Origin of the sequence: Pigmentiphaga aceris, assembly GCF_008119665.1 — a bacterium.
Lineage (GTDB): Bacteria > Pseudomonadota > Gammaproteobacteria > Burkholderiales > Burkholderiaceae_B > Pigmentiphaga > Pigmentiphaga aceris.
This window is the reverse complement of the sequence record NZ_CP043046.1, coordinates 5,993,154-6,018,759: the sequence shown is the minus strand read 5'-3', so window position 1 is coordinate 6,018,759 and position 25,606 is coordinate 5,993,154. Positions and strand designations below refer to the sequence as shown.

Here is a 25,606-nt window from a genome sequence, read left to right as displayed (position 1 = left end):
ACGCTTTAACCGTTGCCCCGTCGGGGCAACGGTCTTTTACGGTGCCGCTGGTCGCGGCGGTGCCGGACGCTGCGCGATGGTCGTGCGGCGTCATTACCTGGAGTACTTCTATGACCACCGTTATCGCCACCGAGCGCAGCGTACAGGGATCGAGTGCGAGCCGCCGCCTGCGCCGCGCAGGCCGCGTGCCCGCCGTCGTCTACGGCGTTGGCACCCAAGCCGCCAGCATCGAACTCGATCACAACTCGATCTACCACGCGCTGCGTAAAGAAGAGTTCCACTCGTCCATCCTCGACCTCGACGTCGCGGGCAAGGTCGAAAAAGTGCTGCTGCGTGCTGTGCAATGGCACCCCTACAAGCAACAAGTTCTGCACGTTGACTTCCAGCGCGTGAACGAAAAGCAATCGATCCACGTCAAGGTGCCGCTGCATTTCATCAACGCTGATGTCTCGCCGGCTGTGAAGCTGGGCAACGCCATCATCAACCACGTGCTGAACGAACTCGACATCAATGTGCTGCCGGCAGACCTGCCCCAGTTCATCGAAGTCGACCTGTCGGCTCTGGAAGTTGGCCAGTCGATCCACCTGTCGGAACTGAAGCTGCCGAAGGGCGTGACCCTGCCGAACCACGGCAACGAAGAAGATCCGGCTGTCGTGACGGCACTGGCTCCGCTGGTCTCGGCTGAAGACGAAGCCGAAGGCGCAGCAGAATAAGCATTTCCTCGACGCTTGCGCGTCGAAGATGAAAACCCGCCAGGTGCAAGCCTGGCGGGTTTTTTCATGGGCGCACACCCAACGGCGATTCGCGCTTGCGCAGCCGTCGAGCCAGATGCCAGCGCCTACAATGGCACCTGTCCACGACCCGGCCCATGAATCGCAATGCCTCTTGTCTCTCCCATTCGCCTGATCGTCGGCCTCGGCAATCCCGGGCCGGAATACGAACGCACGCGCCACAACGCCGGTTTCTGGCTGCTTGACCAGATTGCGGGCGATCTGAAAACCAGCTTCAGCTTCGAAAAAGCCTTCTTCGGCAACGTCGCCAAGGCACGTGTCGATGGCGAGCAGATCATCTTGCTCCAGCCCATGACCTACATGAACCGCTCAGGCCAAGCGGTGGGCGCGGTCGCAAGGTTCTACAAGTTCAATCCGGAACAGGTGCTGGTTGCCCACGACGAACTGGATCTGCTGCCGGGCCAGGTGAAGATGAAACAAGGCGGCGGGCATGCCGGCCACAACGGATTGAAAGATATTCAGGCCGCCTTGGGCACACCGAATTTCTGGCGGCTGCGTCTGGGTATCGGTCACCCGCGCACCTTGAACCTTGCGCAACCCGTGGCGGACTTTGTGCTGCACCCCCCACGTCGTGAAGAGCAGACACCCATCGATCAAACCATCGACCGCTGCCGCGTCGTCATTCCCTTCCTGCTGAAAGGCGATGTCGAACGCGCGACGCACTCGCTGCACACGGCCAACGAGAAATGACACCGGGCGGGCAAGACGGCGCTGACCAGGACCAGGCTCCGGGCCCGCGCGTGTCGGACCGCCGTCTTGATCCGGCTGACACACAAGCCGGTAAATCCCCGACCACACCTGGCCGTCTTTCGCTCTGGCGCGAACTGGGCGATTTCCTGGCCTTTCTGAAACACCCGACGTTGCGGCGCGGGGCTGGCCGGCTGGCCGGTCGCGTGCCTGTGTCCGGTGCCGCAGCAGAGTGGACGTCCGGCCTTGCGCTGTCACGCCTGCTGTTCTGGCTGGTTGTGCTCTGGACCGTCAATTTCATGGTGCTGGGGCCGCTTGCCGTCGGCGTGGCCGATGGCAATGGGGTAGAGCGGGTCCGCCCACTTCTGCCATCCCAGTGGCCCTATGTGGTGCTGTGGGCACCGCTGGTCGAAGAGATGTTGTTCCGTTTCTGGCTGCGCAGACCGCCTGGTTGGCCGCTGTATACCCTGATGGCCGCCGCCGCATTTCTGCTCGGGCCAGGTTGGTGGCTGGCCCTGATCGTCGTGTCGCTGGGCGCATGGCGGCTGGTACAGGTGCTGCAGCCCACACAGGCCTTGCCGTGGGCACGTCTGCGCCGCTTGCGCCGCCGTTTCCCCATCTACCTGCATCTGTCGGTGCTGGCGTTCGCGCTAGGCCACCTTGGCAACTACCAGGGCGGCGACACCGCTTGGTGGCTGTTGCCGCTGGTGGTGCTGCCGCAATGGTTCACCGGCCTGGTGCTGGCCTGGATGCGGGTGCGTCAAGGCATCGGTGCCGCCATTGCCATGCATGCTGGCTTCAATTCGCTGCCGCTGTTTCTGCTGTACCTGTACTGACGCGAGCGTGGGGTTTGCGCTATGCCCGAGTTTCTAAACAATGCAGAGCGGGGCATGCCCAACCGGCCGGAAAACGCTGATAGTCGAGCTCAAGTCCCTCCCCCCACGGATGAGATTGAGGCGCGGGACTCGTCTTCACGACACACCCAACAGCGAAAGGTCGGCGTATGTACAAGTCATTGCAATCAGGACGGGCCATCGCGGCCATCGTGGTGGTGCTCTATCACCTGGGGCTGACGCTGGCCGCAGACAAGTATTTCGGGACAGACATATTCAAGATCCCGTTCTCGTTCGGCATGCTCTGTATCGATTCCTTCTTTGTGCTCAGCGGCTTCATCATCTGCACCGCACACAGCTCGGATTTCTCGAAACCGCACCGGCTGGGACGGTACCTGAGCAAGCGCTTCATACGCGTGTTCCCGGTCTTCTGGGCGATCTTCTTCGCCGTGTTCTTCCTCGCGGTGGCCATTCCGGCAACACGCGACACGGTGCCACACGATCTTGAAATCCTGGTGAAGGGCCTGTTCCTGATCCCGCAGGACAAGAACGTGATCGGCGGCACCGGTGCTCCAGTCATCACGGTGGCCTGGACGCTCCATCACGAGGTATTTTTCTACCTGCTGTTCGGCCTGCTGATCATCAGCAAGTGGTTCCTGCCGATCATGGTGGCTGCGTGGGTAGGACTCAAGCTGTTCTACCTGGATGTCCACCAACCCTTCGTAGTGTCGTTCATCCTCAGTCCGTACCTGTGGCTGTTCGCCATCGGCATGTTGGTTGCCATGATCAACAAGTCGTCCAAGGTCGTGATCGAAAAGCCGATGCGGCTGGCGGTGCTGGCCTTGATCATCTTCGGGGTGGTTGCCTCGCTGACCGTCCATGACAGCAGCTTCGACAATGACGGCCGCACGCTGATCTACGGTATTGCTGCTGGCTTCCTGGCGATTGGTCTGGTGCGGGCCGAAGACAAGGGGCAGGTCGTGATGGGCAACCGCTGGATGCAGCTGCTGGGCAACGCGTCCTTTGTGCTGTACCTGATTCACTACCCAGTGCTGTCCATTGTCTGCAAGCTGGCGATGGCAATAGGTCTGGGTCAGCTTGGCATGCTGGGTGCCGTCATCACCTACGTCGGTACCTTCATCGTGTGCGTGATCGTGGCGGTGGCCTTCCATCTGTGGGTCGAGAAACCCCTGAGCGCTTACCTTCGGGAACGTACTGAAAAGCCTTCGCTACGCTACGCGTGAACCACCGCCCGTATCATGGGCGGCCTGGATACGTCGTGTGGAGTCAGCATGAGCAAGGTCGCCCTGATCGCCGGTGCAAGCGGCATAACTGGCAGCAATGCCGCCCGCGCCCTGATCGCTGACGGATGGAAAGTGTACGGACTGGCACGCAAGCCCGACGCAGGCGTGCCAGGCGTGGTGCCGATTGCCGCCGACCTGCTCGACCCGGGCAGCCTGTGGCACGCATTGCAAGACGTGGCACCCAGCCACGTGTTCATCACCACCTGGATGCGGCAAACCACGGAAGCCGAGAACATTCGGGTCAACGCCGCCATGGTGCGCAACCTGCTTGAGGCCTTGTCGGCCGGCAGGCACGTGCGGCATGTGGCACTGGTCACCGGGCTCAAGCATTACCTTGGCCCCTTCGACGCCTATGCACGCGAAGGCGTACTGCCCCCCACACCCCTTCGCGAATCTCGGCCACGGCTGGATGTCGAGAACTTCTACTACGCGCAGGAAGACGAGGTCTACGCTGCCGCCGCACGTGACGGCTTCGGCTGGAGCATCCACCGCCCGCACACCGTCATCGGCAAGGCCGTGGGCAACGCGATGAACCTGGGCACCACGCTGGCCGTCTACGCGTCGATCTGCAAGGAAACCGGACGGCCGTTCCGCTGGCCCGGGTCGGAAGCGCAGTGGAAAGGCCTGTCGGATGTGACCGACGCCCGGGTACTGGCGCAGCAGCTGGTGTGGGCGGCAAAAACGCCGGCCGCACGCAACCAAGCCTTCAACATCGTCAACGGCGACATTTTCCGCTGGAGCTGGTTGTGGGGATGGCTGGCCGACTGGTTCGGCGTGAAGGCTGTCGGTTTCGACGGCACCCTTCATCCGCTGGAAGCCGAGATGGCCGGTGACGGCCCCCTCTGGCGCGACATCGCGCAACGGCATGGTCTGGTGGAACCCGATCTGACGCGCCTCGCGTCGCCCTGGCATACCGATCTGGATCTGGGCCGGCCCATTGAAGTCATGACCGACATGGCCAACAGCCGCAAGCTGGGCTTCACCGCCTACCAGGCAACGGATGAGTCCTTCTTCGACCTGTTCACGCAACTGCGGGCAGATCGGCTGATCCCCTGATACGTTGATCGAGCAGGCGGGGGTGCCTGCAGAAGTGCGCCCACGAGACACTCCCGGGGATCACCTTTGATGCAGGTCCCCCTGGGGGCTACAATCTTGGACTTTCCGGGGCCAGGCGAAGACACGACTGTTGAAGCAATCCGGCTGTAGTCTCCCCAATCCAACCCCGAACCTGCCGCTGCATCGCCTGCGCGGTGCGCGCATCGCGGACGCCCGACCGGCTTGTCCCGTGCCTCGATAACCAAAGGAATACCATGGCCCTGCAATGCGGCATCGTGGGCCTGCCCAACGTCGGCAAATCCACGCTCTTCAACGCCCTGACCAAAGCCGGCATCGCTGCCGAAAACTACCCCTTCTGCACCATCGAGCCGAACACCGGTGTGGTCGAAGTGCCGGACCCGCGTCTGGACCAGCTGGCAGAAATCGTCAAACCCGAGCGCATCGTATCCGCGACCGTCGAATTCGTCGACATCGCAGGCCTCGTGGCGGGCGCCAGCAAGGGTGAAGGCCTGGGCAACCAGTTCCTGGCCCACATCCGCGAAACCAACGCCATCATCAACGTGGTGCGTTGCTTCGAGGATTCGAACGTGATCCACGTAGCCGGCAAGGTCGACCCGATCGCCGACATCGAAACCATCGAAACCGAACTGGCCCTGGCCGACATGCAAACCGCCGACAAGGCCTTGCATCGCTTCGCCAAGACCGCACGCTCAGGCGACAAAGATGCCGCCAAGATCGTCGCCGTGCTGGAAAAAGTCATCGCCCACCTGGACCAGGCCAAGCCGATCCGCTCGATGGGCCTGAGCAGCGACGACCTGGGCCTGATGGCGCAAATGTGCTTCATCACCGCCAAGCCCGCCATGTACGTGGGCAACGTGTCGGAAGACGGCTTCGAGAACAACCCGATGCTCGACCGCCTGAAAGAATACGCGGCCAAGCAGAACGCCCCGGTGGTTGCCATTTCCGCCGCCATCGAAGCCGAAATCGGTGAAATGGAAGAAGCCGACCGCAAGGAATTCCTGGACTCCATGGGCATGGAAGAGCCGGGCCTGAACCGCCTGATCCGCGCCGCCTTCAAGCTGCTGGGCCTGCAGACCTACTTCACCGCCGGCGTGAAGGAAGTGCGCGCCTGGACCGTGCCGATCGGTGCCACCGGCCCCCAAGCCGCTGGCGTGATCCACACTGACTTCGAGCGCGGCTACATCCGCGCGCAGACGATTGCGTTTGATGACTTCATCAAGTTCAAGGGCGAGTCGGCAGCCAAGGAAGCGGGCAAGATGCGTGCGGAAGGCAAGGACTACATCGTGAAGGATGGGGACGTGTTGAACTTCTTGTTCAACGTCTAAGCGGCTCTTTGTGTATTGCACCGTGGGACGACGCTCCCACGGTGGCTTGATTTTTACTCTTCAACATCGACCTCTCGTTTTGGTCGAGGTATGCATTCCACCCATGTGTGGTCTTAGTCCAAGCCAATCGTGCGTTCGGACACCAGGGTAAAAAAACACTCAAAACAGGAATGCTGTCTTTCCGTTTAATCGGGATGTTAGCAATGGCCTGCCGACGCTGCCCCTTTGCAGCGACACACTAAGCAGGGATGGGGGGCCAAGGTCATTGAACGGCTGGCGCATGATTTGCGCACCGCCTTCCCGGACATGAAAGGCTTTTCCCCGCGCAACCTCAAGTACATGCGCGCTTTTGCCCAAGCCTGGCCGGACGCCGACTTTGTGCAAGCAGTGCTTGCACAATTGCCTTGGTACCATCAACTCGCTTTGCTGGACAAGCTGCCCAGCTTGGAAGCTCGGCAGTGGTATGTCGCCAAGGCAATCGAACACAACTGGTCGCGCAATGTCTTGGTGATGCAGATTGAATCCCGTTTGCTGGAACGCAGCAGCAACGCCGTGACCAATTTTGACGCCCGTCTACCTGTCCTTCAATCCGACCTCGCCCGCGAATCACTGAAAGACCCATATCGTTTCGATTTTTTGGGTCTGACCGATGAAGCGCAGGAGCGCGAAATAGAAAGCGCGTTGGTCAAACACGTCACCGAATTCTTGCTGGAGCTTGGTGCCGGCTTTGCTTTCGTTGGCCGTCAGGTGCTGGTGAACGTGGGTGGTGACGAATTCTTCATCGACTTGCTGTTCTACCACCTCAAGCTGCGCTGCTACGTGGTGATCGAACTCAAGGGCGGCGCATTCAAACCAGAGCACCTGGGGCAACTGGGCTTCTACCTTACTGCCATCGATCGCCAAGTCAAAAGCGAGCAGGACAACCCCACCATTGGCTTATGTTGTGCAAGAGCAAGAACAAGGTTGTGGCCGAATACGCCTTGGGCGGCAAATCCCAGCCCATGAGCATTGCCGAGTACCAACTGTTGGCATCCCTGCCTGAAGAACTGCAAACCAGCCTGCCCAGCATCGAGCAAATCGAACGCGAGGTGGGAGGCGAGCATGAGTGAGTGCATCGCCTAACTTGGTACGGTACCGAGCATAAAGAGCATGCCACCACCCGATGGACTGAACCACATTACCAACGCGCAGATCAGGTCAACTGAAAAGACCAGGATGGCCAGCGGCGCAGCGATGAAAGGGACAAGTTCTTTCATCGTGGTGATTTCTTTCATTGTCGGATAGCAGGGTTTGCGGAATCTCGACTGTCGCTTGCGGCAAAAGCGTGCAGACGTAAGCGCATTCACGACATCCACGAGCGCGGGCCATACGCTGAAGGAAAGCATTACATCGTGAAAGATGTGGATGTGTTGAACTTTGCGATCAACATATTGCGTTCAACGCCTCACGGCGCGCTTCGCGCAAAGGAGACGCATGGTTTCAGACCGACGTGGATACGACACACGATTTGCCGCCTTGAAGCAGGTACTGGACGACCCTGATGCGAGCTATTGGGGCGAAGGCATGCGCGACGATCTGTTGGCGCTGGTGCCTGACTTGCCCGACACGGCAGCAGAAGCAGCATTGTTCCGAGAGCTGGCCATCGTCGAAGCCAAGCGCGACGAGGAAATCTGCCTGGATCATGCCGACCGTGCGCTGGCAGCCCATCTTGCAAGCGGCGCGTTATCCGATGAGTCGCGGTATTTCATGCATCAGTTTTGCGCCGCTGTCGGCGTGGACTGGACGGATGATTCCCGTGCCGCGATGCACCTCGACCAAGCCCTTTTGCTTCACGAAAAACTCGGTCGGCCCGCTTACGAAGCTTTCTCTGTCCGCAAGAACAAAGGCGTATACGAGCGCAAGCACGGACGTGCCCGCATGGGTCTGGACTGGTTCGAGCCGCTGCTGGATGACGTGACGAGCCAGTACGGACCGGACAGCCCGCAAGTCCGCCATATGTTGGGGCTGCTATGCGACAGCGAACGACGGCTGGGCAACATCGAAGGCGAACTGGCTTACGCGGAACGCAGCGCCAGCATCCCTGATGTCGAAGCCGAGGAAGATCCTGGCAAGCGGGTAAGCACGCTGACATGGCTGGGTGGCGTGCGCTTTCGCGCGGGTCGCATGGATGAAGCCCGTGCCGCGTTTGACGAGGCGATTGGTCATGCTGATGCGTATTGCCGGCCGCCCACCCAGAATTTTGCCCGCGAAAGCAAGGCAGCCTGTTTCCGTGAGCAGCAGGCAGTCAGTTCAAACGCCTGATTCAAGCTGCTGCGATCATCGTATCTGCCTGTTGCCAGCATGCATCTTTGACATGGATAGGATGCTATTCACAGGAAAGATTCATCATTCAAATCATCCAGGAGGCATCTTGTCGAAACGGTTCATCTCCCTGTGCGTGTTGCTCGCGGCCACAACCGTCTGCCATGCACAGGACAACAGGACTTGGTATCTGTCAGGCGCGGAGCTGAAGGAAGCGCTCGAAGGCAAGCGACCGTCCGAAGTTAGGGACGAGGCCATGCGCAAGCTGTATTCGTCCGCGTATGCACAGGCCTACATCACGGGCATTGCCGATCAGGGTCAGGGTAAAAGCTGGTGCACACGCGGTGCTGTCTTGCCTCACGAATTGAGCGACCGGGTTCACACCTATCTGACCGACCGGCCCGAAGCGGGTTTGCGCGGCAAGGCGGCACCGCTGGTAGCCAACGCACTGGGTCGCGCATTTCCTTGTCAGGCAAGTAAACCTGCGGCGTAGGCGCGTGGCGGCAACCAGGTTGCTGCGAGCCACCGTGGTCAAGACGAAAAAAACGCAGGGTCGGCGTGAACCGACTCTGCGTGCTGGCCTATCCGACGAGAGCAGGTGCCGTGGCACCCGCTCAAGCGTCCACTTAGAAGTTGGCCGGCGAGATCTTGGTGCCGTCGATCGACACACCAGCCATCAGGCCACCGTTGTTCATCACGAAAGCGACGACCGGCTGGCGAGCCGTGTTCGAGTCAACGTTGCCGTTGGCACCGATGCTGGCCACGGCAACGGTGGCGTCAGCGCCAACCGTCCAGCCCTTGCTGTTGATGAACTTCTGGTAAGCCGCGTCGGTCGCAAAAGCGATGACCATGGCCTTCGATTGTGCGCCAGCCTGGAAGCCGATCGAGCCGCCGGTGGTCGTGTAATAGCCTTCGTTACGGCCGCCAACGCGCAGCACGCCAGTGCCGTGCTCCAGGCCCACCACGAACGCACCGCTCAGCACTTCCGGGAAGATCAGCACAGCGCGTGCACGTTGCACCAGCGCGCGGCTGTCCGGCGACTGCTGATACAGGCGGGCCAGCGTGGCGTCAGCGGCACTGTTCACCGAGGTGCGCTTTTCAGCGGCGGTGGTCTTGTTGCTGTCGGCCTTCGGGGTGGTGGTCGTCGTCGTGCAACCGGCGAAGACGGCGGATGCTGCAATGGTGGCGACGATGGCGAGACGTTGGAAGCGCATGGGTTTCTCCTGGGGGAAGACGGGCAAAGAAGGCCGGCTTACGGAATGTGTCGGCTTTCGCTTTCGGCGTGAATTGCCTGTGCTGGGCGACGGATCAGCAAAAAGCGGTCCTGACCTGTTTTCCTTCAGAGAGATGGGATGAATTGCGCTGCGCAGATTTGCTGCAACTCATCCACTTGAGACCAACTGCGGCTCGATCGAAGGTAACGTTTACCAGCCATGCAGCATGCCGATGGCAAATTCTGCGCGGCGGCCTGGTTACCCACCCTAGGCCCGAACCAATCAGGCGTTGGCCCCGCCATCCACCGTCAGACGCGTACCCGTGATCTGCTTCGCCGCCGGGCTTGCCAGAAACACTACGGCAGCCGCCACGTCTTCAGGTTTGCCGTAGTGGCCCAGCGCCGTCAGGCTGCGCTGACCGTCGGCGCTTGCGCCATCGGCGGGGTTCATGTCGGTATCCGTCGAGCCGGGGTTCACCATGTTCACGGTGATGCCGCGCGGGCCGACGTCGCGGGCCAGGCCCTTGGTGAGCGCGATCAGTGCCGACTTGGTCATCGAGTAGATGGTCACGCCAGGGAAGGGGACTTGCTCGGCCAGACTGCTGCCGATGTTGATGATGCGTCCGCCCTGGCCCAAGTGCGGCAAGGCAGCCTGGGTGGCCAGCACGACTGCGCGGACATTCACGTTCAGCAGCCTGTCCAGTTCTGTCAGGCTCACGTCGGCAACCGATTCATAGGTCGCGACACCAGCGTTGTTGACCAGGATGTCCAGACCGCCCAGGGCCTCGACGGTTTGTGCGATCGAGGCTTGTACGGCTTGCGGGTCGGCGCTGTCGGCCTGAATGGCAACGGCACGACGGCCGGTGGCCTCGATGGCGCGCACGACTTCCTGTGCTTTGTCGGCGGACGATTGATAGGTGATGGCAACGTCTGCGCCTTGTGCGGCCAGGGCTTCGGCGATGGCGCGGCCGATTCCGCGGCTGGCACCGGTGACAAGAGCGCGTTTACCTGCGAGTTGTGTCATGACTGATCTTTTTTTTGTGTTGATCGATACAGAAATGTGCCTGCGTTTGCCGATGCCTGTCAACGAGAATATTATGTCGATCAATACATAAATTACGGATCAGCAATGGCAGCGCGTGGACGACCCCGGGCCTTTGATCGTGATGCGGCCTTGAACGCAGCCATGACCTTGTTCTGGGAAAAGGGATTCACGGCCACGTCGATGACCGATCTGTGCCAATGCATGGGCATCAACTCGCCTAGCCTGTACGCGGCTTTCGGCAGCAAGGAAGCGCTGTATGCCGAGGCAATGGCGCATTACGTGGAGTCGTTCTCCCCGCAACTGTGGGCACCCATCGAAGCAGCTGCAACGGCTCGCGAAGGGTTCGAGCATTTCCTGACCGCGTCGGCGCATCTGTTGACTCAGGAAACCTGTCCCAAGGGCTGCATGTTGACGTTGTCGACGGTGGCCAGTGAGGGCGTGGAAGACCTGGGCCGGCTTGTCGTGGCGGGCAGAAACGGTGCCTTGGCAGCCTTGGAAGCCCGGCTGCGTCGGGCGGTTAATGAAGGCGAGTTGCCTGCATCCCTGAATGTGGAAGGCACGGCCCGCATGTTCCTGGGTGTGCAGCAAGGCATGTCGGTGCAGGCGCGCGATGGGGCGAGCCAAGCTGAGCTGGAGGCCATGGCTGAGGCGGCCATGCGCGCGTGGCCGGGGTCACCACGCTGATTTCGTCTAGGCTGATTCCGGCGAGTCAGCCAGGCGATCTGTGGCATATCGGCTGTCAGCGGCAATGGAGCAGACACTGGAGCAGACAAGCGCTGCCATCACCTAGAAAGCTGCAAACGTGTGTCAATCAAAGGGTTAACCCTGATGATCGTGCCGCGACACATTGGCGCATCTCGATATCCAAAGTTTCATAAATTATTCATAATGATATCGATTCTCATACGCATTTGATTGCCGCGGTTCGTCCGTGTCTTATGCAAGCCTCTGGATGGAAGCCCCTGGATGCAGCCGGCCCAGTTCGCCGATCCCGATTGCGTGGACAAGCTCTACACCCATCACCACAGCTGGTTGCAAGGATGGTTGCGGAAAAAACTTGGCAGCACCTCAGACGCGGCCGATCTGGCGCATGACGTTTTTCTGCGTGTCTTGGCGTCGCGCCGCACGATCGAATTGCGCGAGCCGCGCGCCTACCTGACGACCATTGCGCACGGCCTGATGGTCAACCATGTCCGCCGACGTGAAATCGAGCGCGCCTATCTGCAAACCCTGGCGCAACTGCCAGAGCCGCAGTGGCCAAGCGCAGAGACGATGGCCATTCTGGTCGAAACCCTGACTGCCATCGGCACCATGCTCGATGGACTTCCGCCGCGTGTGCGCGAAGCATTTCTGCTGTCGCAGTTCGATGGGCTGAGCTATGCGCAGATCGCTGATCAAATGGCAACCTCGGTCAACATGGTGCAGAAATACATGGTGCGTGCGATGCAGCACTGCTATCTGGCCCTGCATGCCTGATTCCAGGAAAGGCTGGCTTTTGCCCATGTCTGCAAACCATGACTGATCTCGTATTGCATGGGTCCACGCTGCGTGCCGGCCGGCCCGATCACGATGGCGCTGCACGGGGTGCTGTTGCCCCGGATGTCCTTCATCAGGCCTGCGTGTGGTTTGCCACCTTGCAGTCGGGGGCCGCAACCCGGGACGAAGAGGACGCTTGCCTGGCTTGGCGGCAGGCCGATGTCGAGCATCAGCGAGCCTGGGAACAACTGAGCGACATGGGCCGCTACCTGCGGCATACCGCTGAACGTGTTGGGCCCCTGGCCGCTGCGTCGGTGCTGTCGGCCGAAAAGCGCGTATGTCAGCGTCGTCGCGTGCTGAAGGCCGCTGCAGTGTTCGTGCCCTTGGTCGTTGGCAGCGAAATGCTGAATCTGTCTGGGCGTGCGCTGTCAGCCGAGCGGCATCAGACCGGCGTTGGTGAGCAGCGCAGCCTGGTCCTGGCAGACGGCACCCGGTTGCGGCTGAACACCCGCACCGAGATCGAGGTGGCGTGCAACGCCAGCCAGCGGCGTATCCGCCTGCTCGATGGCGAATTGATGATCGATACCCGCAGTGCCGAACCCATTCCGCCAATCTGGATAGAAACCGCTGACGGGGCCGTGCAGTCGGCGGCCAAGGGCGTGCCCACGCGTTTCAGCGTGCGTCGTCTTGAAGACCTGGCTGCATCCACGCAGGTCGGTGTGCATGCGGGAGATGTTTTGCTCACTTGCCGTGAGGGCATGTCGCAGCCATTGCGGGCTGGTGAGCAATGCACCTTCACCCGTCAGGCCACGGGCACGGTCGAACCGCTGGATCTGCAGACCCATGCGTGGATGGGTGGGGTGCTGGTAGCGGTACGCCGCCCCTTGGGTGGATTCCTGGCCGATCTGGGCCGTTATCGGCCGGGCAGACTGGGCTGGGATGCCAACGTGGCCGACCTTCGGCTGACCGGCACGTTTCCGATTGCCGATACCGATCAGATCCTGGCGGCGTTGCAGGACAGCCTGCCGGTACGGGTGGACACACGCACGCGTTACTGGGTGACGGTGCGCGCGGCGTGATCGCCGTATCGACAGCAGGTCTGCTCAGGCCCGCAACGTAGCGCTTCGACCCCAAATTTTGTAACAGCAGGGCAGATTTATTCGCCTCGATTGGCAAACAGGACATGCCGCATGTGGTCGCGGTACTGCCTTCATTTTTTTGCCCTGTCGAAAGGAATCTGTTCATGGTGCACCGCCATTGCCTGCCCACCCACATTGCTTCATCCGGCCGCCAACGCCGACCCGATCGGATCGCTCAGGCGGTATGCGGTGCGCTGTGGTGCATGGCGGTGGGAGCCATTCAGGTGTCGGGCGCGGCGATGGCGCAGATGGCAGCCCAGGACGTCTCGGCACAACGTCGTTTTGATATCCCGGCCGGTCCGCTCGATGAAGCGTTGGCACATTTTGGCAGCGCAGCGGGTGCAATGGTTGCGGTCGATGCCGGGTTGACGACGGGCAAGCGCAGCGCCGGCTTGCAAGGTACCTACACGGTGGAACAAGGCCTGGCTGCGCTGATCGCAGGCACCGGCATGCGGGCACACGCCGAGAACGGACGTTATGTACTGCGCGCCTTGCCGGCAGGTGCTGCCCTGGACAGCACCGGCCCAGCCACGCTGGCCCCGGTCAGTGTGAGCGCCAATGCCATCGACGACCCGGTGACCGAGCGGTCGCCGTCATACGCCGCGCGATCCACCAATACCGCCACCAAGCTTGCCTTGTCGCCGCGCGAAACCCCGCAGTCGGTCACCGTGGTGACGCGTCAACGGCTGGACGACATGGGCGTGAACAAGCTGTCTGAAGTGCTGGCGCAGACCACCGGCATTCTGGTGCAGGAAACCGATTCCGAGCGCATCACCTTCTCGTCGCGCGGCTACGCGATCAGCAACTTCCAGGTCGATGGGGTGCTGAATACCTACGGCAGCATCGGTGGCAAGAACACCGACATGATTGTCTACGACCGCGTGGAAGTCGTGCGTGGTGCCACCGGCCTGACCACCGGGGCCGGCGACCCGTCGGGCAGCGTCAACCTGGTGCGCAAACGACCCACACATGAGTTTGCGGCCAATGGTGCTCTGCTGGCCGGCTCGTGGAAGCTGCGCCGCGCCGAGGCTGATGTCGGCGGCCCGCTGGCCTTCGACGGCCACCTGCGTGGTCGTCTGGTAGTGGCCGACGAAAACCGTGAATCGTTCCGCGATTTCTACGAGATGGAAAAGAAGGTTGCCTACGGCATTCTGGAAGCCGACCTGGGCGAGCGCACGGTGCTGTCGTTGGGTTACGAATACCAGAAGCAGACCCCTAGCGCGCCCACCTGGGGCACCGTGTTGTACTGGGGCTGGGACCCGGCCGCCAAACAGTCCTACCTGGTCAACATGCCGCGATCGACCAACCTCAGCAGCAGTTGGGGCACCTGGGCACCGACCGAGTCGACCGCGTTTACCACGCTGGAACACGAGCTGAACGACAACTGGAAGATCAAGGGCACCTACAGCCACAGCAGTCGCAAGGTCGATACCGACGTTTACTTCGGCTTTGGTGGTACGCCCCGGCCCGACGGCAGTGGCGTGACGATTGCAGCGATGAATTCGCGCTACGACGAAACCATGACCGTGGCCGATATCAATGCCGTGGGCAAGGTGGATCTGTTCGGCCAGCGTCATGACCTGACGTTCGGCTACACCACCAATCGCCGTTACGGTGCGTCGGAAGCGTCGATTACGTCGGCCATGCCTGCATCGTGGAACGTCATTCCCGATTGGCGCAACTGGAACGGCAACGTGGCACAGCCCTCTGCCACTTACTTGGGCTATCCCAGCTCGACGACCACCTTGCGACAATCGGCTGCCTACGGCGCGGCACGCGTGAAACTGTCCGATCCGCTGGCGGCTGTGCTGGGTGCGCGCTACAGCAGCTGGCGCACCGAGAGCGACAACTTCAACACCAATGGCACTTTCCGGTCCCACACCGGGTATTCGCCCGACAAGGCCTTCACCCCCTACGCTGGCCTGCTGTACGACATCGATCGTCGCACCACGGTATACGCCAGCTACACCGATATCTTCCGGCCGCAAAGCAATCGCGACAAGAATGGCCAGTACCTTGATCCGGTGGTGGGGGCCAACTACGAGATCGGTGCCAAATCGGAATTGCTGGATGGCAAACTGAACCTGGCTGCAGCGGTGTTCCGCAGCAAACAGGACAACGTGGCTGAACTGGACGACAGCGTGCCGGAAGGCTACCTGCCAGGCGGTGAGAGCGCATACCGATCCACCGGCAAAGGCAACACGGTGCGCGGCTGGGAAGTCGAGGCAAGCGGCATGTTGTCGCCGGCTTGGAACGTGTCGGCGGGCTTCAGTCGATCCGTGACGCGCAACGCACTGGGCGTGCCGATCAACACCACCACGCCGTCGAATCTGCTGCGCGTCTTCACCACCTACAAATTGCCGGGTGCATTGGATCGCCTGACGGTGGGTGGTGGGCTGACATGGCAAAGCAGCCTGTTCCGTGATGGCAATCGCCCGGTGGCCGAACGCGCCAACGGCACGCTGGTGTATGCACCTACGCGCATGACGCAGTCCTCGGTCTATCTGGTGAATCTGATGGCGCAATACCGCATCACCGACAACCTGAGCATGTCCTTGAACGTCAACAACCTGTTCGACAAACATTACTACCGCAACGTCGGCTTCTACAGCGGCGTGCATTGGGGCGAACCACGCAGCGTGCAGGTCACCCTGCGAGGACGCTTCTGATCAGGTCGTAAAATCGAGGGTCCAATTCGCCATTCATCTTGGCGTCAATCTGTCGGGCGGCAAACGCGCAAGGCGGTTTTTTGCAGCTTGCCGTCCGCACCAGACAGGCAGTGTTTCCATGACCCTCACGACATTCCCCACGCAAGGCGTCGACATCATCGGCGACATCCACGGACAGGCCGACAAGCTGATCGCATTACTGGAAAAGCTCGGCTATCGGGATGTTTTGGGTGCGTATCGCCACCCTGATCGCACCGCCATTTTTGTGGGTGACCTGGTGGATCGCGGCCCTCGGCAGGTCGATACCGTCATGCTGGTGCGCCGGATGGTGGATGCCGGATCGGCCCGCATCATCATGGGCAATCACGAGTACAACGCCATCGCCTGGCACACGCCCGACCCCGAGCGTGCAGGTGAATATCTACGGCCGCGCAGTGGCGCGGTGGGCGTGAAGAACCGTCATCAGCATGCGGCTTTTCTGGCAGAGGTCGAGCACCGGCCGGCTTTGCATCAGGAATTGATCGACTGGTTCATGACTATTCCGCTATGGCTGGAAGCACCCGGCTTCCGAGTGGTTCATGCGTGTTGGCACGATGGCTATATGAATGAGATTCGTCCGTTGCTGACGGCAGACTTGCAACTGACGCCGGAACTGGTGGTTGCTGCGAGTCGCAAGGGGTCGGCGGCGTATCGGGCGGTGGAGGGGGTGACCAAGGGGTTGGAGTTGGCCTTGCCGGATGGGCACTTTTTCCACGATAAGGATGGGGTGGCGCGATATGAGGTGCGCACGCGTTGGTGGGATGAGTCTGCGCTGACTTATCGTGCGTTGGCGATGATGCCGGAGACTGAGCGTCTGGCGCTTCCCGAACTTGCGGTGGCTGTGGGTGACCTGCATCGTTATGCGGGTGAGAAGCCGGTGTTTTTCGGGCATTACTGGATGACTGGCACGCCTGCTTTGCAGACGCCGATGGCGGCGTGTGTGGATTACAGCGCGGGGAAGGGGGGTGATTTGGTTGCTTATCGGTGGGATGGGGAAGCGGTGTTGGATGGCGGGAAGTTTTTTGTCGTCTGACGGGGTGTCTGGTGTGCGTTGAGTGCACGAGGGGGACGCCGTTGGGCAGGGTGTTTGGTTCTTGAGTCAGTCGTGGGTGGTGGGGCCGGCTCGTCTGCCCCGCTGGACTTTGGCGTCGGGGCTCCCGCCCTCCACCTCGTCCAGAAGGGCAGCCAATCCGGCCCCACCACCCACGCCTTCAAAGACGTTTGGTTCGCAGTGCATGCCGCCTTTGGGCGGCTTCTGTTTTTCTGGCTGCTTGGTGCTGGACTTGGTTCTCGGCATTCGTTGGCCACCATTCTTGATTGCCATGCGGCTGGCTCCGGGGATTGGCTGGCCAGGTCGCCACGAAGCGGTGTCTCCGGCTCACGATTCGGTGGGTTCTTCAGCAGCCTTTTACCGCAGCGCCACTCAAGAATATTTGCGCGTCTGCTTGAGGGTGGGGTGACAGCGAAGCGGGTGGCCGCACGTGAACGGCTTGCGGGAGAATGAATGGGGGGCTGGTGGCTTCGTGTGGCTGCTCGCTGCGCGGTGCGTGTTTGCGCTTTGTTTTGGATATGCATTTTTCGCAAGCGAAGTCACTGACTAAAGGCTGCCAACCCGTCACAGCCCCAGCGCCCACAGTTTGAACGTGCGCGGCGCACGCTGCGTCAGGTGCTTCGCTTGATCTTTGGCGGCCCGAGTACGGCTGCTGCTTTCACCAAGGCTGCTTCATATCGTGTTCGTTCTTCCGCAATGGCTTCGTCGGTCCAGTCGCGGAAGCCTTTCTTCGCTTTCATGCCGAAGCGGCCTTGTTGCACCAGGCCTGCCAAGGTCTTGCCGGGTGCGGTGTCGTTGCTCAGGGATGGGTAGATCGCTGTGGCGGCTGCGTGCTGGGTGTCGAATCCGGCAAATTCTTTGAGCAGCATCGGGCCGGCCGCTGCGTAGCGGAATCCGAAGCCGAATTGCACGGCTAGGTCGACGTCGTCTGCGCTGGCCAAGCCGCTGTCGATGACTGCGAAGGCTTCGCGCATCAGGGCGTGCTGGATGCGATTGGCCAGGAAGCCGGGCAGGTCGCGGTTTACGCGTACCGGGGCGCGGCCCAGGCTGGCGAAGATGTCGTAGAGCCGATCCATGGTGGCTTGGGTGGTGGCTTCGCCTTTGGCGATTTCTACCAGCGGCACCAGGTGGGCTGGCTGGAAGAAGTGGGTGTTGGCCATGCGTCCGGCACCCGGCAGACCTTGTGCAATGTCGGTGATGCGAATGCCTGAACTGTTGGACCCGAAGACCACGTGCGCGGGCGCGGCGGCGTCGAGTTCGGCGAATAGCGACTGCTTCAAGGCAAGCTGTTCCGGCACGACTTCAAGCACGGCCTGTACGTGTTGCCAGTCGATGTCTTTGATGCTGGCGCGGAACACCACTTTTGCATCGTCGTGGTTGCCCAGTTGTCGTGCCGATGCAGCCAGCAGTTGGCGTGCGTCGGGCCAGCGCGCTTGGTCGCGTGCCACCAGTTGGGTGGTCCAGCCGCCTGCGACAAAAATGGCTGCGATATCGCGCCCCATGATGCCGCTGCCGATGATGACTACCGCTTTTTCTTCCCTGTTTTCTTGCATGCAATCCCCGCTGTCGGTCCGTACACTGATTGGCGCTGCTGATCTTCGCAGTGGGATCAAGTGTCGAACCGCGATGGAAGGGACTCAAGTCGGTGTATGCATGAATCGGTGTTGATGTATGTGGCAACGCATATGCGCGAATCGGATGGCCCCGCGTATATGCGGCTGGTCAGGGTGTTGGCGCTTGGCGTGGATTCCGGCGAGTTGCGCGCGGGTACGCCATTGCCTTCGCAGCGGCAGCTTGCCCAGCATCTGGGCCTGCATTTCACGACGGTCACGCGTGCGTATGCCGAAGCCAAGCGGCGGGGCTTGATTGCGGCGCAACCCGGTCGCGGCACGACGGTGTCCACCGATTATCAGACGGCATTGGTGCAGGACGCGCAGTCTCCCCGGCCGGAGATCGACCTTGCATCGGTGTGGCCGCCTGCCTTGCGGATTCCGTTTGATCTGGCGACTGCGCTGGTGGCCCTGGGTGGGGAGAACGGGGTGGCGCTGTTTTCCGAGCGCGCGTATCGACGCGATCCGTCTGCCATTGCCCCGGCGGTGCAGTGGTTGCAGCCGCGTTTTGCGGGAACACTGTTGAACCGGGTTGCCACGGCTGCGGGTGCACGCGCCGCATTGATGGCATTGATGCGTCTGGAGGTCGGCACCTCAGGCGTGTTACTGGCCGAGGAAATGGCGTGGCCGACGATACGGGTGCTGGCTGCGATGTTCGACATCCGCGTTGAGCCGGTGGCCATGGATGCGCACGGCATCGTGCCTTCGGCGCTGGAAGACGCCATGCTCAGAACCGGTGCGAAGGCGCTCTACTGCGTGCCGAATGCGCAGAATCCAAGCAATGCGACCATGCCCTTGGAACGCCGGCAAGCGATTGCCGACATTGCCGAGCGGCAGGGTTTGCGCATTTTCGAGGATGACGTCTACGGCGAACTGCTTGAGCAGCCAGTGCCGCCGATTGCCAGTCTGGCTCCCCGGCAGACCTATTACATCGCCAGCTTGTCGAAGTGTCTGTCGCCCAGTTTGCGGGTGGCGTATGTCGTGTCACCAAGCGTGCAGCAGTCGCGTGCACTGGACGACTTGTTGCGTACCACCATGCTGTCGCCATCCCCGATTGTCGGTGCCTTGGCGATCCAGGCGCTGCGCGACAAATCGGCCTTCCGGCACATCGCACGGGTGAGGGCGGAAGGGCGGATGCGGGCGGCTATTGCAGCGGAAATACTTCGGGAGTTTCGCAACCTGATTACGGTCGGTCCGCTAAGCATCTGGCTCAGGTTGCCAGCCGTTTGGACACCGGCAGCGTTTGTCGACGCACTCGCGCAGCGCGGTGTCGGCATTCTGGCGGGCGACGCATTTGCGGTAGGTGAGGGCGTGTCGTCGAATGCGGTACGGATCGCCACCGGGTCTGCCAGGAATCAGGCGGAACTGCGCACGGCCTTGCAGTGCGTGGCAGACCTGTTGGGTGCGCCGCCTTGATCGCATTTGTGGTGTGGTGCTGGCGGCAGGGTGCTTGATGCTGCTTACGTGGTGCCGTCGCTTACGCAGCGCCAACCAATCTGCACCTGATTTTCAACGCCTGCTGCGCATCTCATCAAATGTACCCTCACGCAGCATCGTGCCATTCAAATCCGATATGCCACAGTGCCCCACACCCCAGGCTTCAAAGCCCACACGTTGCCAGGCGCGTCGATAGTCCAACCGGTCGTGATGGTGGCCGTGGAAAGTCTTCGACACCTTCAGGCTGCGAGCCAGCTCATCAATCGCGTAGAAGCCATGGCGGTGCACGCTGGGTGCTTCGTGCGTGACCAGCACGTCTGCGGTCTTGCCGCCCAGCGCAAAATAGTCGACCGGAAAGATCGAACTGCGATGGCGTCGCGGCAAGCCGCCACGCCACCAGTTTCCTTGGCCGCAGCGGGCTACATACTCTTCCGGCGTCTCGGCATTCCACGCGGCGGGTGGTCCCCAGACCTGACCCCGAAATACGCCACCCAACCCCGCGACACGCAGGCCATCGATCTCGACAATGCGGCCGTGCAGATTGCGGTCGGCCAGTGCCGAGCCGAACAGGTTGTCGTAGTCCGCATCGGAATCGGTGTCGTGGTTGCCGTGGATGAACCAGATGTCGGTTTTGTCTAGGATCGATGCCAGCACCTGTTCCAAGGGCTGCGGGGCCTGCAGGTCGCCCAGCAGCACAATGGCCGCGGGACGGTGTTCGTGCACGGCGTCGATGATGTGGTCGAAACGGCCGTGCGGGTCTCCGCAGAAAAGAATCATCGGCGTGGTGCCTTTGGCGGTATTTCGGGCGGCATTGCCTGTGCGGTGGCCTCTGCCAATTCGGCAGGCACGTTGAACGGCGGTGCGGCTTGGGTATGTCGGGCTGGCATGTCCGGGCTTGCCTCCCGTCCCAACTGGAACGCTTCGAAGCGATGCAGGGCGTGGTCGATGGCTTGTTTGCCCGCCGCCGGCACGTCTTCGAACCACGTCCACTGCTGTACACGCAAGGCTTGTTGCGCCCGATCGGTTTTCAGGTCGATGGCGGCGACGATGCGGTCACCCAGCAAGACCGGCAATGCAAAGTAGCCAAGCACACGTTTGGCTGCAGGCACGTAGGCTTCGAAACGGTGGAAGTAGTCGAAGAACTGCATCAGCCGCTTGCGCTGGATGATCAGCGGATCGAAGGGCGACAGGATATGCACCTGGTCGTCGGCAAGCGGTGCGTGGCTTGCATCCAGCGTGGCGGGTTCTGCCCAGTACGCAGTGGGCGTGTCGTCCAGCTGCACCGGCACCAGCGTCTTGCGTTTTACCCGTTGTTCGATCAAGGCGCGCACGGCGGGTTTGCTGGGTGCATCCAGATGGCAGATCGAATCCAGGCTGACGATGGCCTGCGCGCGCAGCGCACGGTCAAGCAGGTAGGCCGTGATCTGATTGGGCGTTGCCGTTCGTGGCCGTGGCGGCCAGCCGAAATGCCGGTCGGTCAGCTCGTAGGTTTTCAGAATGCCGCTGCGGGCGCTGACCGTCAGCGCGCCTTGGTAGAACGCAAGTTTCATCGCACGCTGCGAGGGTTTGCGACTGCCCCAGGCATGGGTCTTGTCGACCAGCACATCGTCGTCAATGTCGCGCAGCGACAAGGCACCTTCTGCTTCGATGCGTTTCAGCAGTCGCCGCACGGCATCGCGGTCAACACTGTCGAACCACGATCGGGGATTGTTGCGATGGTCCTGCATGGCGGGCAGGTAGAAACGGTAGTCCTCGACCGGCACATACGACAGCGCGTGGGTCCAGTATTCAAAAACCGTCTTGTCCACCGACTGCGCCTGCGCCAGGTGGTCGCGCCGGTAGTCGGGAATGCGGGTGGCAAGAATGTGGTGGTGGCTGCGCTCGATCACGTTGATGGTGTCGATCTGCACGTAGCCAAGCTGGCGTGTGGCGGCCAGCGTGGCGGCTGGACCGGTGCCGAAGGGCGCAGCGGTGGTCAGGCCCTGGGCATGGAGCCACAGCTGTCGGGCGAACGGCTTGGCCAGGTGTCTGGCGGGGAATTGCGGCATCGGTATCCGGGCCTCCTCGGGGGGCTTGAATCTTAGCAGCCGATATTGCGCGCTACTGCTGCCAACCCCGGCGCTCTCTCGCGAATCGGTCGCTAACCGTCGGACACACCAGCCAGCCTGCGCCGGCATGACAATGGGGCTTATCCGTCAAGGAAGCCCCTTCATGCTGACCATTCACCACCTGGAAAATTCACGTTCTCAACGCATTCTGTGGCTGCTGGAAGAGCTGGGTGAGCCCTACGACATCGTTCACTACAAGCGCAACCCGGAAACCATGCTGGCACCGCCAGAATTGAAAGCCGTGCACCCGCTGGGCAAGTCCCCGGTGGTGACGGACGGCCAGGGCCTGGTGCTGGCCGAGTCGGGTGCGATCATCGAAACCCTGGTCGAACGACTGGGACGCGACCGCCTGGCACCGCCTGCCGGATCGCCCGACTTCGACCGTTATCGCTACTGGCTGCACTACGCGGAAGGCTCGGCCATGCCGCCACTGCTGCTGAAGCTGGTGTTCGACAAGGTCGAAAAAGCCCCCATGCCGTTTTTTATCAAACCAATTGCCAAGGCGATTGCAGGCAAGGTCAAAAGCGGCTTCATCTCGCCGCAGCTGAAAACGCACCTGGACTTCATGGAAGGCGAGCTGGGCAAGCGCACGTGGTTCGCCGGTGAGGCTTTTAGCGGCGCGGATATTCAGATGAGTTTTCCGCTGGAAGCTGCCGCCTCGCGGGGTGGCCTGGATGCGTCACGGCCGCGCCTGATGGATTGGCTGTCGCGCATTCATGCCCGGCCTGCGTATCAGAAAGCCTTGGCGCGCGGTGGTCCGTTCACGCTGTCTTGATGGGGGTAGTGGAGGATGATGGCGGCTGCGGTCATGTCGCCATTTTTATCGGCAGCCCATCGCTACACTTGGAAAAGGTGCCGGCCGATGCGCTGCATCGGGATTTGCTAGGCTTGTCCTTTAGCGCCTTGAAAGTGACAGTCTCATGTGGCTCATGACCCGGATCGGTTTCTTCAGTGTGGTGCAGAAACCCGATAACCAGCATCTGACGATTCGTAGCCGGCATCGCGACGACCTGACGCGTCTGCGCCAGCATTACCTGCCCTCGCTGACCGACAGCCAATCGCAGCCAGGCAGCGAATACCCGTGGCGTGCCAAGGCCACGCACGACGCTTTCGCCAAAGCCCTGGCCTTGATCGCCAAAGACATCGATTACCCGGTGGTGCAGGACGAGTTGTCGCATAGCCTGGGTGCATCGCGTGCAGCGGCTGGTGGCAAGGCATGGTCGATGCTCTCCGGTACAACTGACGATGCACAGATACCTGCCGCATCACCTTGGGATGGCCTGCCTTGGTCGGCTGCGATGCCTGCAGGGAAGGCAGTTGCCTACGGTGCCGTGATCATGGATGCGCGTGGCAATCTGCTGCTGCGCGAAGTTAAAAACCACTATGACGGTTATGTGTGGACCTTCGCCAAAGGTCGGCCCGACCCTGGCGAGACACCGCGTCAGACTGCATTGCGGGAAGTGTTCGAGGAAACCGGTGTCGTTGCCCGGATACTCACACCGGTGCCTGGCGAGTTCCTTGGCGGCACCACCATCAACCGTTATTTCCTGATGCTGGCCACGCCCGACGTGACCTTGGCTTTCGATAACGCGGAAACGTCATCCCTGTGCTGGGCCACGCCCGACCAGGCGCGCGAGCGGCTTGGGCTCACTACGAATGCCACCGGCAGAAAGCGTGACCTGGCAGTGTTGGAAGCCGCATTGGCATGCTTGCCGCAACCCTTGGCATCGCCCATTGCAAGCCGGGAAGACTGGAAGACCCGGCCGATGCCGGCATTGCGTAGATCGATATCCATTCCAAGAAATATCGGGCATGAATTCGACGAAACCGATATGGCAGATATCCGCTGCGGATTGCTGCCCAAAGAGATGGAAGACAAGTGGTTTGTGTACTACGAAGATGGGGTGCTGTATCTGCACCGCAGCTGGACAGGCAACTGCATTTATCGGGTGAACTTTGCACAATTCGCTGATGGCTGGCGCGCCACGGCGGTGGATATCAACATGCATCCGCGTCAGCACAACATGGCCGACGCGACCAGCGAAGCCGGGCTTGCCCGGCTGTTCACGTGGCTGGACATGCTGTGTCGGCGGGGCGCTGCGGAACGGCGTAAGACTGTCAGCGACAAGCCGGTGACCGATCATGCGGTGAAGAGTGCGTCTGATGTGGCATCTGGCGATGTATCCGCCACGACTGCTGCAATGAATATCGCATTGGGTGCCATGACCAGCGGGCATTCGGCTTCGTCGTCTGGAGAGACATCGATCGAAGCATCCCAAACACAGCTCGCCACCCCTGCCATCCTGCGCAAGCGTTTCCTCGGTTGCCTGCTGGGCGGTGCCGTGGGAGACGCGCTGGGCGCACCGGTCGAGTTCATGAAACGCGCGGAAATCCTGCATCGCTTCGGTCCCGATGGCATTACCGACTACGCCCCTGCTTACGGCGGGCTGGGCACGATCACCGACGACACGCAGATGACGCTGTTCACCGCTGAAGGTCTGTTGCGTGCCTGGGTGCGCGGGGCTTTTAAGGGCATCACAACCTACCCTGGCGTGGTGGCACACGCCTATCTGCGCTGGTTGCACACGCAGGGTGAACAAGGCGAATGCGACGTCGTCTTCGGCGAAGACAAGTCCGGCTGGTTGTTTGGCCACCATGCCTTGCATGCGCGTCGCGCGCCGGGCCATACCTGCCTGTCGTCGCTGCGTGACATGCCAAGCCTGGGGGTTCCGGCGAAAAACAATAGCAAGGGCTGCGGCGGGGTCATGCGCATGGCACCGGTGGGCCTGTTCGCGCAGCGCTTCGAGCAGTTGCCGCAACTGACTTTCGAGATAGGCACGGAATTGGCCGCACTGACGCACGGCCACCCAACGGGTTCATTGACCGGTGGCGTGTTTGCGGTACTGGTCCAGGCCGCTGTGGGTGGTGCGAGCTGGACCGATGCGCTCGACATCGCCAAGGCCTGCTTGCGAGCCGCTCCCACGCACCAGGAAACGCTGGCGGCCATTGAACACGCCGAACGTCTGGCCGCCAGTGGCCGACCCTCGCAAGACGCGATCGCGGAGCTTGGCCAAGGCTGGGTGGCCGAAGAAGCACTGGCAATTTCCATCTATTGCGCGCTGGTGGCCATCGACTTCAAGCACGGCGTGGTGATGGCCGTGAATCACGACGGTGACTCGGATTCCACCGGGTCGATGGTAGGTAATCTGCTGGGAGCGAAGTGGGGCGTGGACGCCATTCCATCGCACTGGCTGGCCCAGCTTGAACTCAGTGACGTGATCGCCGAACTGGCCGGCGATCTGTACGATTTTGCGGATTGGGACGTGGGCGAATACGCGAAAGATTCGGTGCGAAATCAGAAGACCTGGGACAAGTATCCGGGCTTCTGAGCAACGTAGCCGTCACCGTGGGGCACCTTATGTACGATGGCCCAATCCAGGGCGGCGCGGTCGCTGCCGGTCTGGCCACCCGATACGATCTTCTCGACGAAATACACGCGTT

The 25,606-nt window shown here is 61.4% G+C and carries 24 protein-coding genes and 1 pseudogene; 17 read left to right on the top strand and 8 right to left on the bottom strand.

Annotation, left to right across the window (positions count from 1 at the left end; genetic code table 11):
• Positions 1–110: 110 nt before the first annotated feature.
• The 7 genes and pseudogenes from FXN63_RS26010 to FXN63_RS25980 all read left to right on the top strand — a co-directional run bounded on the left by FXN63_RS26010 (position 111) and on the right by FXN63_RS25980 (position 7,126).
• Positions 111–713, top strand: coding sequence for a 50S ribosomal protein L25/general stress protein Ctc (locus tag FXN63_RS26010; protein WP_148818540.1), 603 nt, complete (start codon positions 111–113; stop codon positions 711–713).
• Between the two features lie 165 nt (positions 714–878).
• Positions 879–1,481, top strand: a complete 603-nt coding sequence (gene pth / locus FXN63_RS26005; RefSeq protein ID WP_148818538.1) for an aminoacyl-tRNA hydrolase — start codon at positions 879–881, stop codon at positions 1,479–1,481.
• Between the two features lie 50 nt (positions 1,482–1,531).
• Complete coding sequence (locus FXN63_RS26000; protein ID WP_187395040.1) at positions 1,532–2,314, top strand: CPBP family glutamic-type intramembrane protease; 783 nt, start codon at positions 1,532–1,534, stop codon at positions 2,312–2,314.
• Positions 2,315–2,481: 167 nt separating this feature from the next.
• Positions 2,482–3,555 carry an acyltransferase family protein gene (locus FXN63_RS25995; protein ID WP_148818533.1) on the top strand — a complete coding sequence of 358 codons (1,074 nt, stop codon included), beginning with the start codon at positions 2,482–2,484 and terminating at the stop codon, positions 3,553–3,555.
• A 48-nt stretch (positions 3,556–3,603) separates the two neighbouring features.
• A complete protein-coding gene (locus tag FXN63_RS25990; RefSeq protein ID WP_148818531.1) occupies positions 3,604–4,671 on the top strand; it encodes an SDR family oxidoreductase in 1,068 nt (355 codons plus the stop codon).
• Between the two features lie 254 nt (positions 4,672–4,925).
• On the top strand, positions 4,926–6,017 hold the full coding sequence (gene ychF / locus FXN63_RS25985; protein WP_148818529.1) for a redox-regulated ATPase YchF: 1,092 nt from the start codon (positions 4,926–4,928) through the stop codon (positions 6,015–6,017).
• Positions 6,018–6,242: 225 nt separating this feature from the next.
• Positions 6,243–7,126: pseudogene (locus FXN63_RS25980) on the top strand (PDDEXK nuclease domain-containing protein).
• A 9-nt stretch (positions 7,127–7,135) separates the two neighbouring features.
• On the opposite strand, the gene FXN63_RS26860 reads toward FXN63_RS25980, so the two are convergent.
• Positions 7,136–7,291 (bottom strand): hypothetical protein, encoded by a 156-nt coding sequence (locus FXN63_RS26860; RefSeq protein ID WP_187395039.1) that lies wholly within the window; start codon positions 7,289–7,291, stop codon positions 7,136–7,138.
• Positions 7,292–7,490: 199 nt separating this feature from the next.
• Here FXN63_RS26860 and FXN63_RS25975 point away from each other — a divergent pair, with 199 nt between their 5' ends.
• Both FXN63_RS25975 and FXN63_RS25970 read left to right on the top strand, forming a co-directional pair.
• Positions 7,491–8,318: a tetratricopeptide repeat protein gene (locus FXN63_RS25975; protein WP_148818527.1), complete on the top strand. Its 828-nt coding sequence runs from the start codon at positions 7,491–7,493 to the stop codon at positions 8,316–8,318.
• Positions 8,319–8,427: 109 nt separating this feature from the next.
• Positions 8,428–8,811 carry a Rap1a/Tai family immunity protein gene (locus tag FXN63_RS25970; protein ID WP_246164973.1) on the top strand — a complete coding sequence of 128 codons (384 nt, stop codon included), beginning with the start codon at positions 8,428–8,430 and terminating at the stop codon, positions 8,809–8,811.
• A 133-nt stretch (positions 8,812–8,944) separates the two neighbouring features.
• Here FXN63_RS25970 and FXN63_RS25965 read toward each other — a convergent pair whose 3' ends face one another.
• The gene (locus FXN63_RS25965; RefSeq protein ID WP_148818525.1) at positions 8,945–9,532 is read right to left on the bottom strand and encodes a BPSL1445 family SYLF domain-containing lipoprotein; all 588 of its coding nucleotides are present in this window, start codon (positions 9,530–9,532) and stop codon (positions 8,945–8,947) included.
• A 282-nt stretch (positions 9,533–9,814) separates the two neighbouring features.
• Complete coding sequence (locus FXN63_RS25960) at positions 9,815–10,555, bottom strand: SDR family NAD(P)-dependent oxidoreductase (RefSeq protein ID WP_148818523.1); 741 nt, start codon at positions 10,553–10,555, stop codon at positions 9,815–9,817.
• Between the two features lie 105 nt (positions 10,556–10,660).
• Here FXN63_RS25960 and FXN63_RS25955 point away from each other — a divergent pair, with 105 nt between their 5' ends.
• The 5 genes from FXN63_RS25955 to FXN63_RS25935 all read left to right on the top strand — a co-directional run bounded on the left by FXN63_RS25955 (position 10,661) and on the right by FXN63_RS25935 (position 16,932).
• Entirely contained in the window at positions 10,661–11,260 is a 600-nt protein-coding gene (locus FXN63_RS25955) for a TetR/AcrR family transcriptional regulator (protein ID WP_148818521.1), read from the top strand.
• A 282-nt stretch (positions 11,261–11,542) separates the two neighbouring features.
• Complete coding sequence (locus FXN63_RS25950) at positions 11,543–12,052, top strand: sigma-70 family RNA polymerase sigma factor (RefSeq protein WP_148818519.1); 510 nt, start codon at positions 11,543–11,545, stop codon at positions 12,050–12,052.
• 38 nt (positions 12,053–12,090) lie between these two features.
• On the top strand, positions 12,091–13,131 hold the full coding sequence (locus tag FXN63_RS25945; protein WP_148818517.1) for a FecR domain-containing protein: 1,041 nt from the start codon (positions 12,091–12,093) through the stop codon (positions 13,129–13,131).
• Between the two features lie 164 nt (positions 13,132–13,295).
• Positions 13,296–15,860 carry a TonB-dependent siderophore receptor gene (locus tag FXN63_RS25940; protein ID WP_187395038.1) on the top strand — a complete coding sequence of 855 codons (2,565 nt, stop codon included), beginning with the start codon at positions 13,296–13,298 and terminating at the stop codon, positions 15,858–15,860.
• Positions 15,861–15,978: 118 nt separating this feature from the next.
• Positions 15,979–16,932, top strand: a complete 954-nt coding sequence (locus FXN63_RS25935; RefSeq protein WP_148818513.1) for a metallophosphoesterase — start codon at positions 15,979–15,981, stop codon at positions 16,930–16,932.
• 66 nt (positions 16,933–16,998) lie between these two features.
• Here FXN63_RS25935 and FXN63_RS25930 read toward each other — a convergent pair whose 3' ends face one another.
• Positions 16,999–17,223: a hypothetical protein gene (locus FXN63_RS25930; RefSeq protein ID WP_148818511.1), complete on the bottom strand. Its 225-nt coding sequence runs from the start codon at positions 17,221–17,223 to the stop codon at positions 16,999–17,001.
• A gap of 338 nt (positions 17,224–17,561) precedes the next feature.
• A complete protein-coding gene (locus FXN63_RS25925) occupies positions 17,562–18,503 on the bottom strand; it encodes a 3-hydroxyacyl-CoA dehydrogenase family protein (RefSeq protein ID WP_148818509.1) in 942 nt (313 codons plus the stop codon).
• 132 nt (positions 18,504–18,635) lie between these two features.
• Between FXN63_RS25925 and FXN63_RS25920 the strand changes: the two genes are divergently transcribed.
• Complete coding sequence (locus tag FXN63_RS25920; protein WP_187395037.1) at positions 18,636–19,976, top strand: aminotransferase-like domain-containing protein; 1,341 nt, start codon at positions 18,636–18,638, stop codon at positions 19,974–19,976.
• Positions 19,977–20,069: 93 nt separating this feature from the next.
• Here FXN63_RS25920 and FXN63_RS25915 read toward each other — a convergent pair whose 3' ends face one another.
• Positions 20,070–20,774 (bottom strand): metallophosphoesterase family protein, encoded by a 705-nt coding sequence (locus FXN63_RS25915; protein WP_148818504.1) that lies wholly within the window; start codon positions 20,772–20,774, stop codon positions 20,070–20,072.
• Positions 20,771–22,045 (bottom strand): winged helix-turn-helix domain-containing protein, encoded by a 1,275-nt coding sequence (locus FXN63_RS25910; RefSeq protein ID WP_148818502.1) that lies wholly within the window; start codon positions 22,043–22,045, stop codon positions 20,771–20,773. Before FXN63_RS25910 ends, FXN63_RS25915 begins: the two co-directional genes overlap by 4 nt.
• Positions 22,046–22,208: 163 nt before the next feature.
• Here FXN63_RS25910 and FXN63_RS25905 point away from each other — a divergent pair, with 163 nt between their 5' ends.
• Both FXN63_RS25905 and FXN63_RS25900 read left to right on the top strand, forming a co-directional pair.
• Complete coding sequence (locus FXN63_RS25905; protein ID WP_148818500.1) at positions 22,209–22,880, top strand: glutathione S-transferase; 672 nt, start codon at positions 22,209–22,211, stop codon at positions 22,878–22,880.
• A 145-nt stretch (positions 22,881–23,025) separates the two neighbouring features.
• Entirely contained in the window at positions 23,026–25,494 is a 2,469-nt protein-coding gene (locus tag FXN63_RS25900) for an ADP-ribosylglycohydrolase family protein (protein WP_148818498.1), read from the top strand.
• On the opposite strand, the gene FXN63_RS25895 is transcribed toward FXN63_RS25900, so the two are convergent.
• Positions 25,461–25,601, bottom strand: a complete 141-nt coding sequence (locus tag FXN63_RS25895; protein WP_148818496.1) for a YpsA SLOG family protein — start codon at positions 25,599–25,601, stop codon at positions 25,461–25,463. The genes FXN63_RS25900 and FXN63_RS25895 overlap by 34 nt on opposite strands.
• Between the last annotated feature and the right edge of the window lie 5 nt (positions 25,602–25,606).

Bases quoted from the DNA above. Each gene is read 5' to 3' on its own strand.
- FXN63_RS25995 (WP_148818533.1), top strand. From the start codon at position 2,482: ATGTACAAGTCATTGCAATCAGGACGGGCCATCGCGGCCATCGTGGTG.
- FXN63_RS25960 (WP_148818523.1), bottom strand. From the start codon at position 10,555: ATGACACAACTCGCAGGTAAACGCGCTCTTGTCACCGGTGCCAGCCGC.
- FXN63_RS25925 (WP_148818509.1), bottom strand. From the start codon at position 18,503: ATGCAAGAAAACAGGGAAGAAAAAGCGGTAGTCATCATCGGCAGCGGC.
- pth (WP_148818538.1), top strand. From the start codon at position 879: ATGCCTCTTGTCTCTCCCATTCGCCTGATCGTCGGCCTCGGCAATCCC.
- FXN63_RS25920 (WP_187395037.1), top strand. From the start codon at position 18,636: ATGCGCGAATCGGATGGCCCCGCGTATATGCGGCTGGTCAGGGTGTTG.
- FXN63_RS25900 (WP_148818498.1), top strand. From the start codon at position 23,026: ATGTGGCTCATGACCCGGATCGGTTTCTTCAGTGTGGTGCAGAAACCC.
- FXN63_RS26860 (WP_187395039.1), bottom strand. From the start codon at position 7,291: ATGAAAGAAATCACCACGATGAAAGAACTTGTCCCTTTCATCGCTGCG.
- FXN63_RS25990 (WP_148818531.1), top strand. From the start codon at position 3,604: ATGAGCAAGGTCGCCCTGATCGCCGGTGCAAGCGGCATAACTGGCAGC.
- FXN63_RS25955 (WP_148818521.1), top strand. From the start codon at position 10,661: ATGGCAGCGCGTGGACGACCCCGGGCCTTTGATCGTGATGCGGCCTTG.
- FXN63_RS25965 (WP_148818525.1), bottom strand. From the start codon at position 9,532: ATGCGCTTCCAACGTCTCGCCATCGTCGCCACCATTGCAGCATCCGCC.
- FXN63_RS25910 (WP_148818502.1), bottom strand. From the start codon at position 22,045: ATGCCGCAATTCCCCGCCAGACACCTGGCCAAGCCGTTCGCCCGACAG.
- ychF (WP_148818529.1), top strand. From the start codon at position 4,926: ATGGCCCTGCAATGCGGCATCGTGGGCCTGCCCAACGTCGGCAAATCC.
- FXN63_RS25915 (WP_148818504.1), bottom strand. From the start codon at position 20,774: ATGATTCTTTTCTGCGGAGACCCGCACGGCCGTTTCGACCACATCATC.
- FXN63_RS25935 (WP_148818513.1), top strand. From the start codon at position 15,979: ATGACCCTCACGACATTCCCCACGCAAGGCGTCGACATCATCGGCGAC.
- FXN63_RS25905 (WP_148818500.1), top strand. From the start codon at position 22,209: ATGCTGACCATTCACCACCTGGAAAATTCACGTTCTCAACGCATTCTG.
- FXN63_RS25945 (WP_148818517.1), top strand. From the start codon at position 12,091: ATGACTGATCTCGTATTGCATGGGTCCACGCTGCGTGCCGGCCGGCCC.
- FXN63_RS25975 (WP_148818527.1), top strand. From the start codon at position 7,491: ATGGTTTCAGACCGACGTGGATACGACACACGATTTGCCGCCTTGAAG.
- FXN63_RS25930 (WP_148818511.1), bottom strand. From the start codon at position 17,223: ATGGCAATCAAGAATGGTGGCCAACGAATGCCGAGAACCAAGTCCAGC.
- FXN63_RS25950 (WP_148818519.1), top strand. From the start codon at position 11,543: ATGCAGCCGGCCCAGTTCGCCGATCCCGATTGCGTGGACAAGCTCTAC.
- FXN63_RS26010 (WP_148818540.1), top strand. From the start codon at position 111: ATGACCACCGTTATCGCCACCGAGCGCAGCGTACAGGGATCGAGTGCG.
- FXN63_RS25940 (WP_187395038.1), top strand. From the start codon at position 13,296: ATGGTGCACCGCCATTGCCTGCCCACCCACATTGCTTCATCCGGCCGC.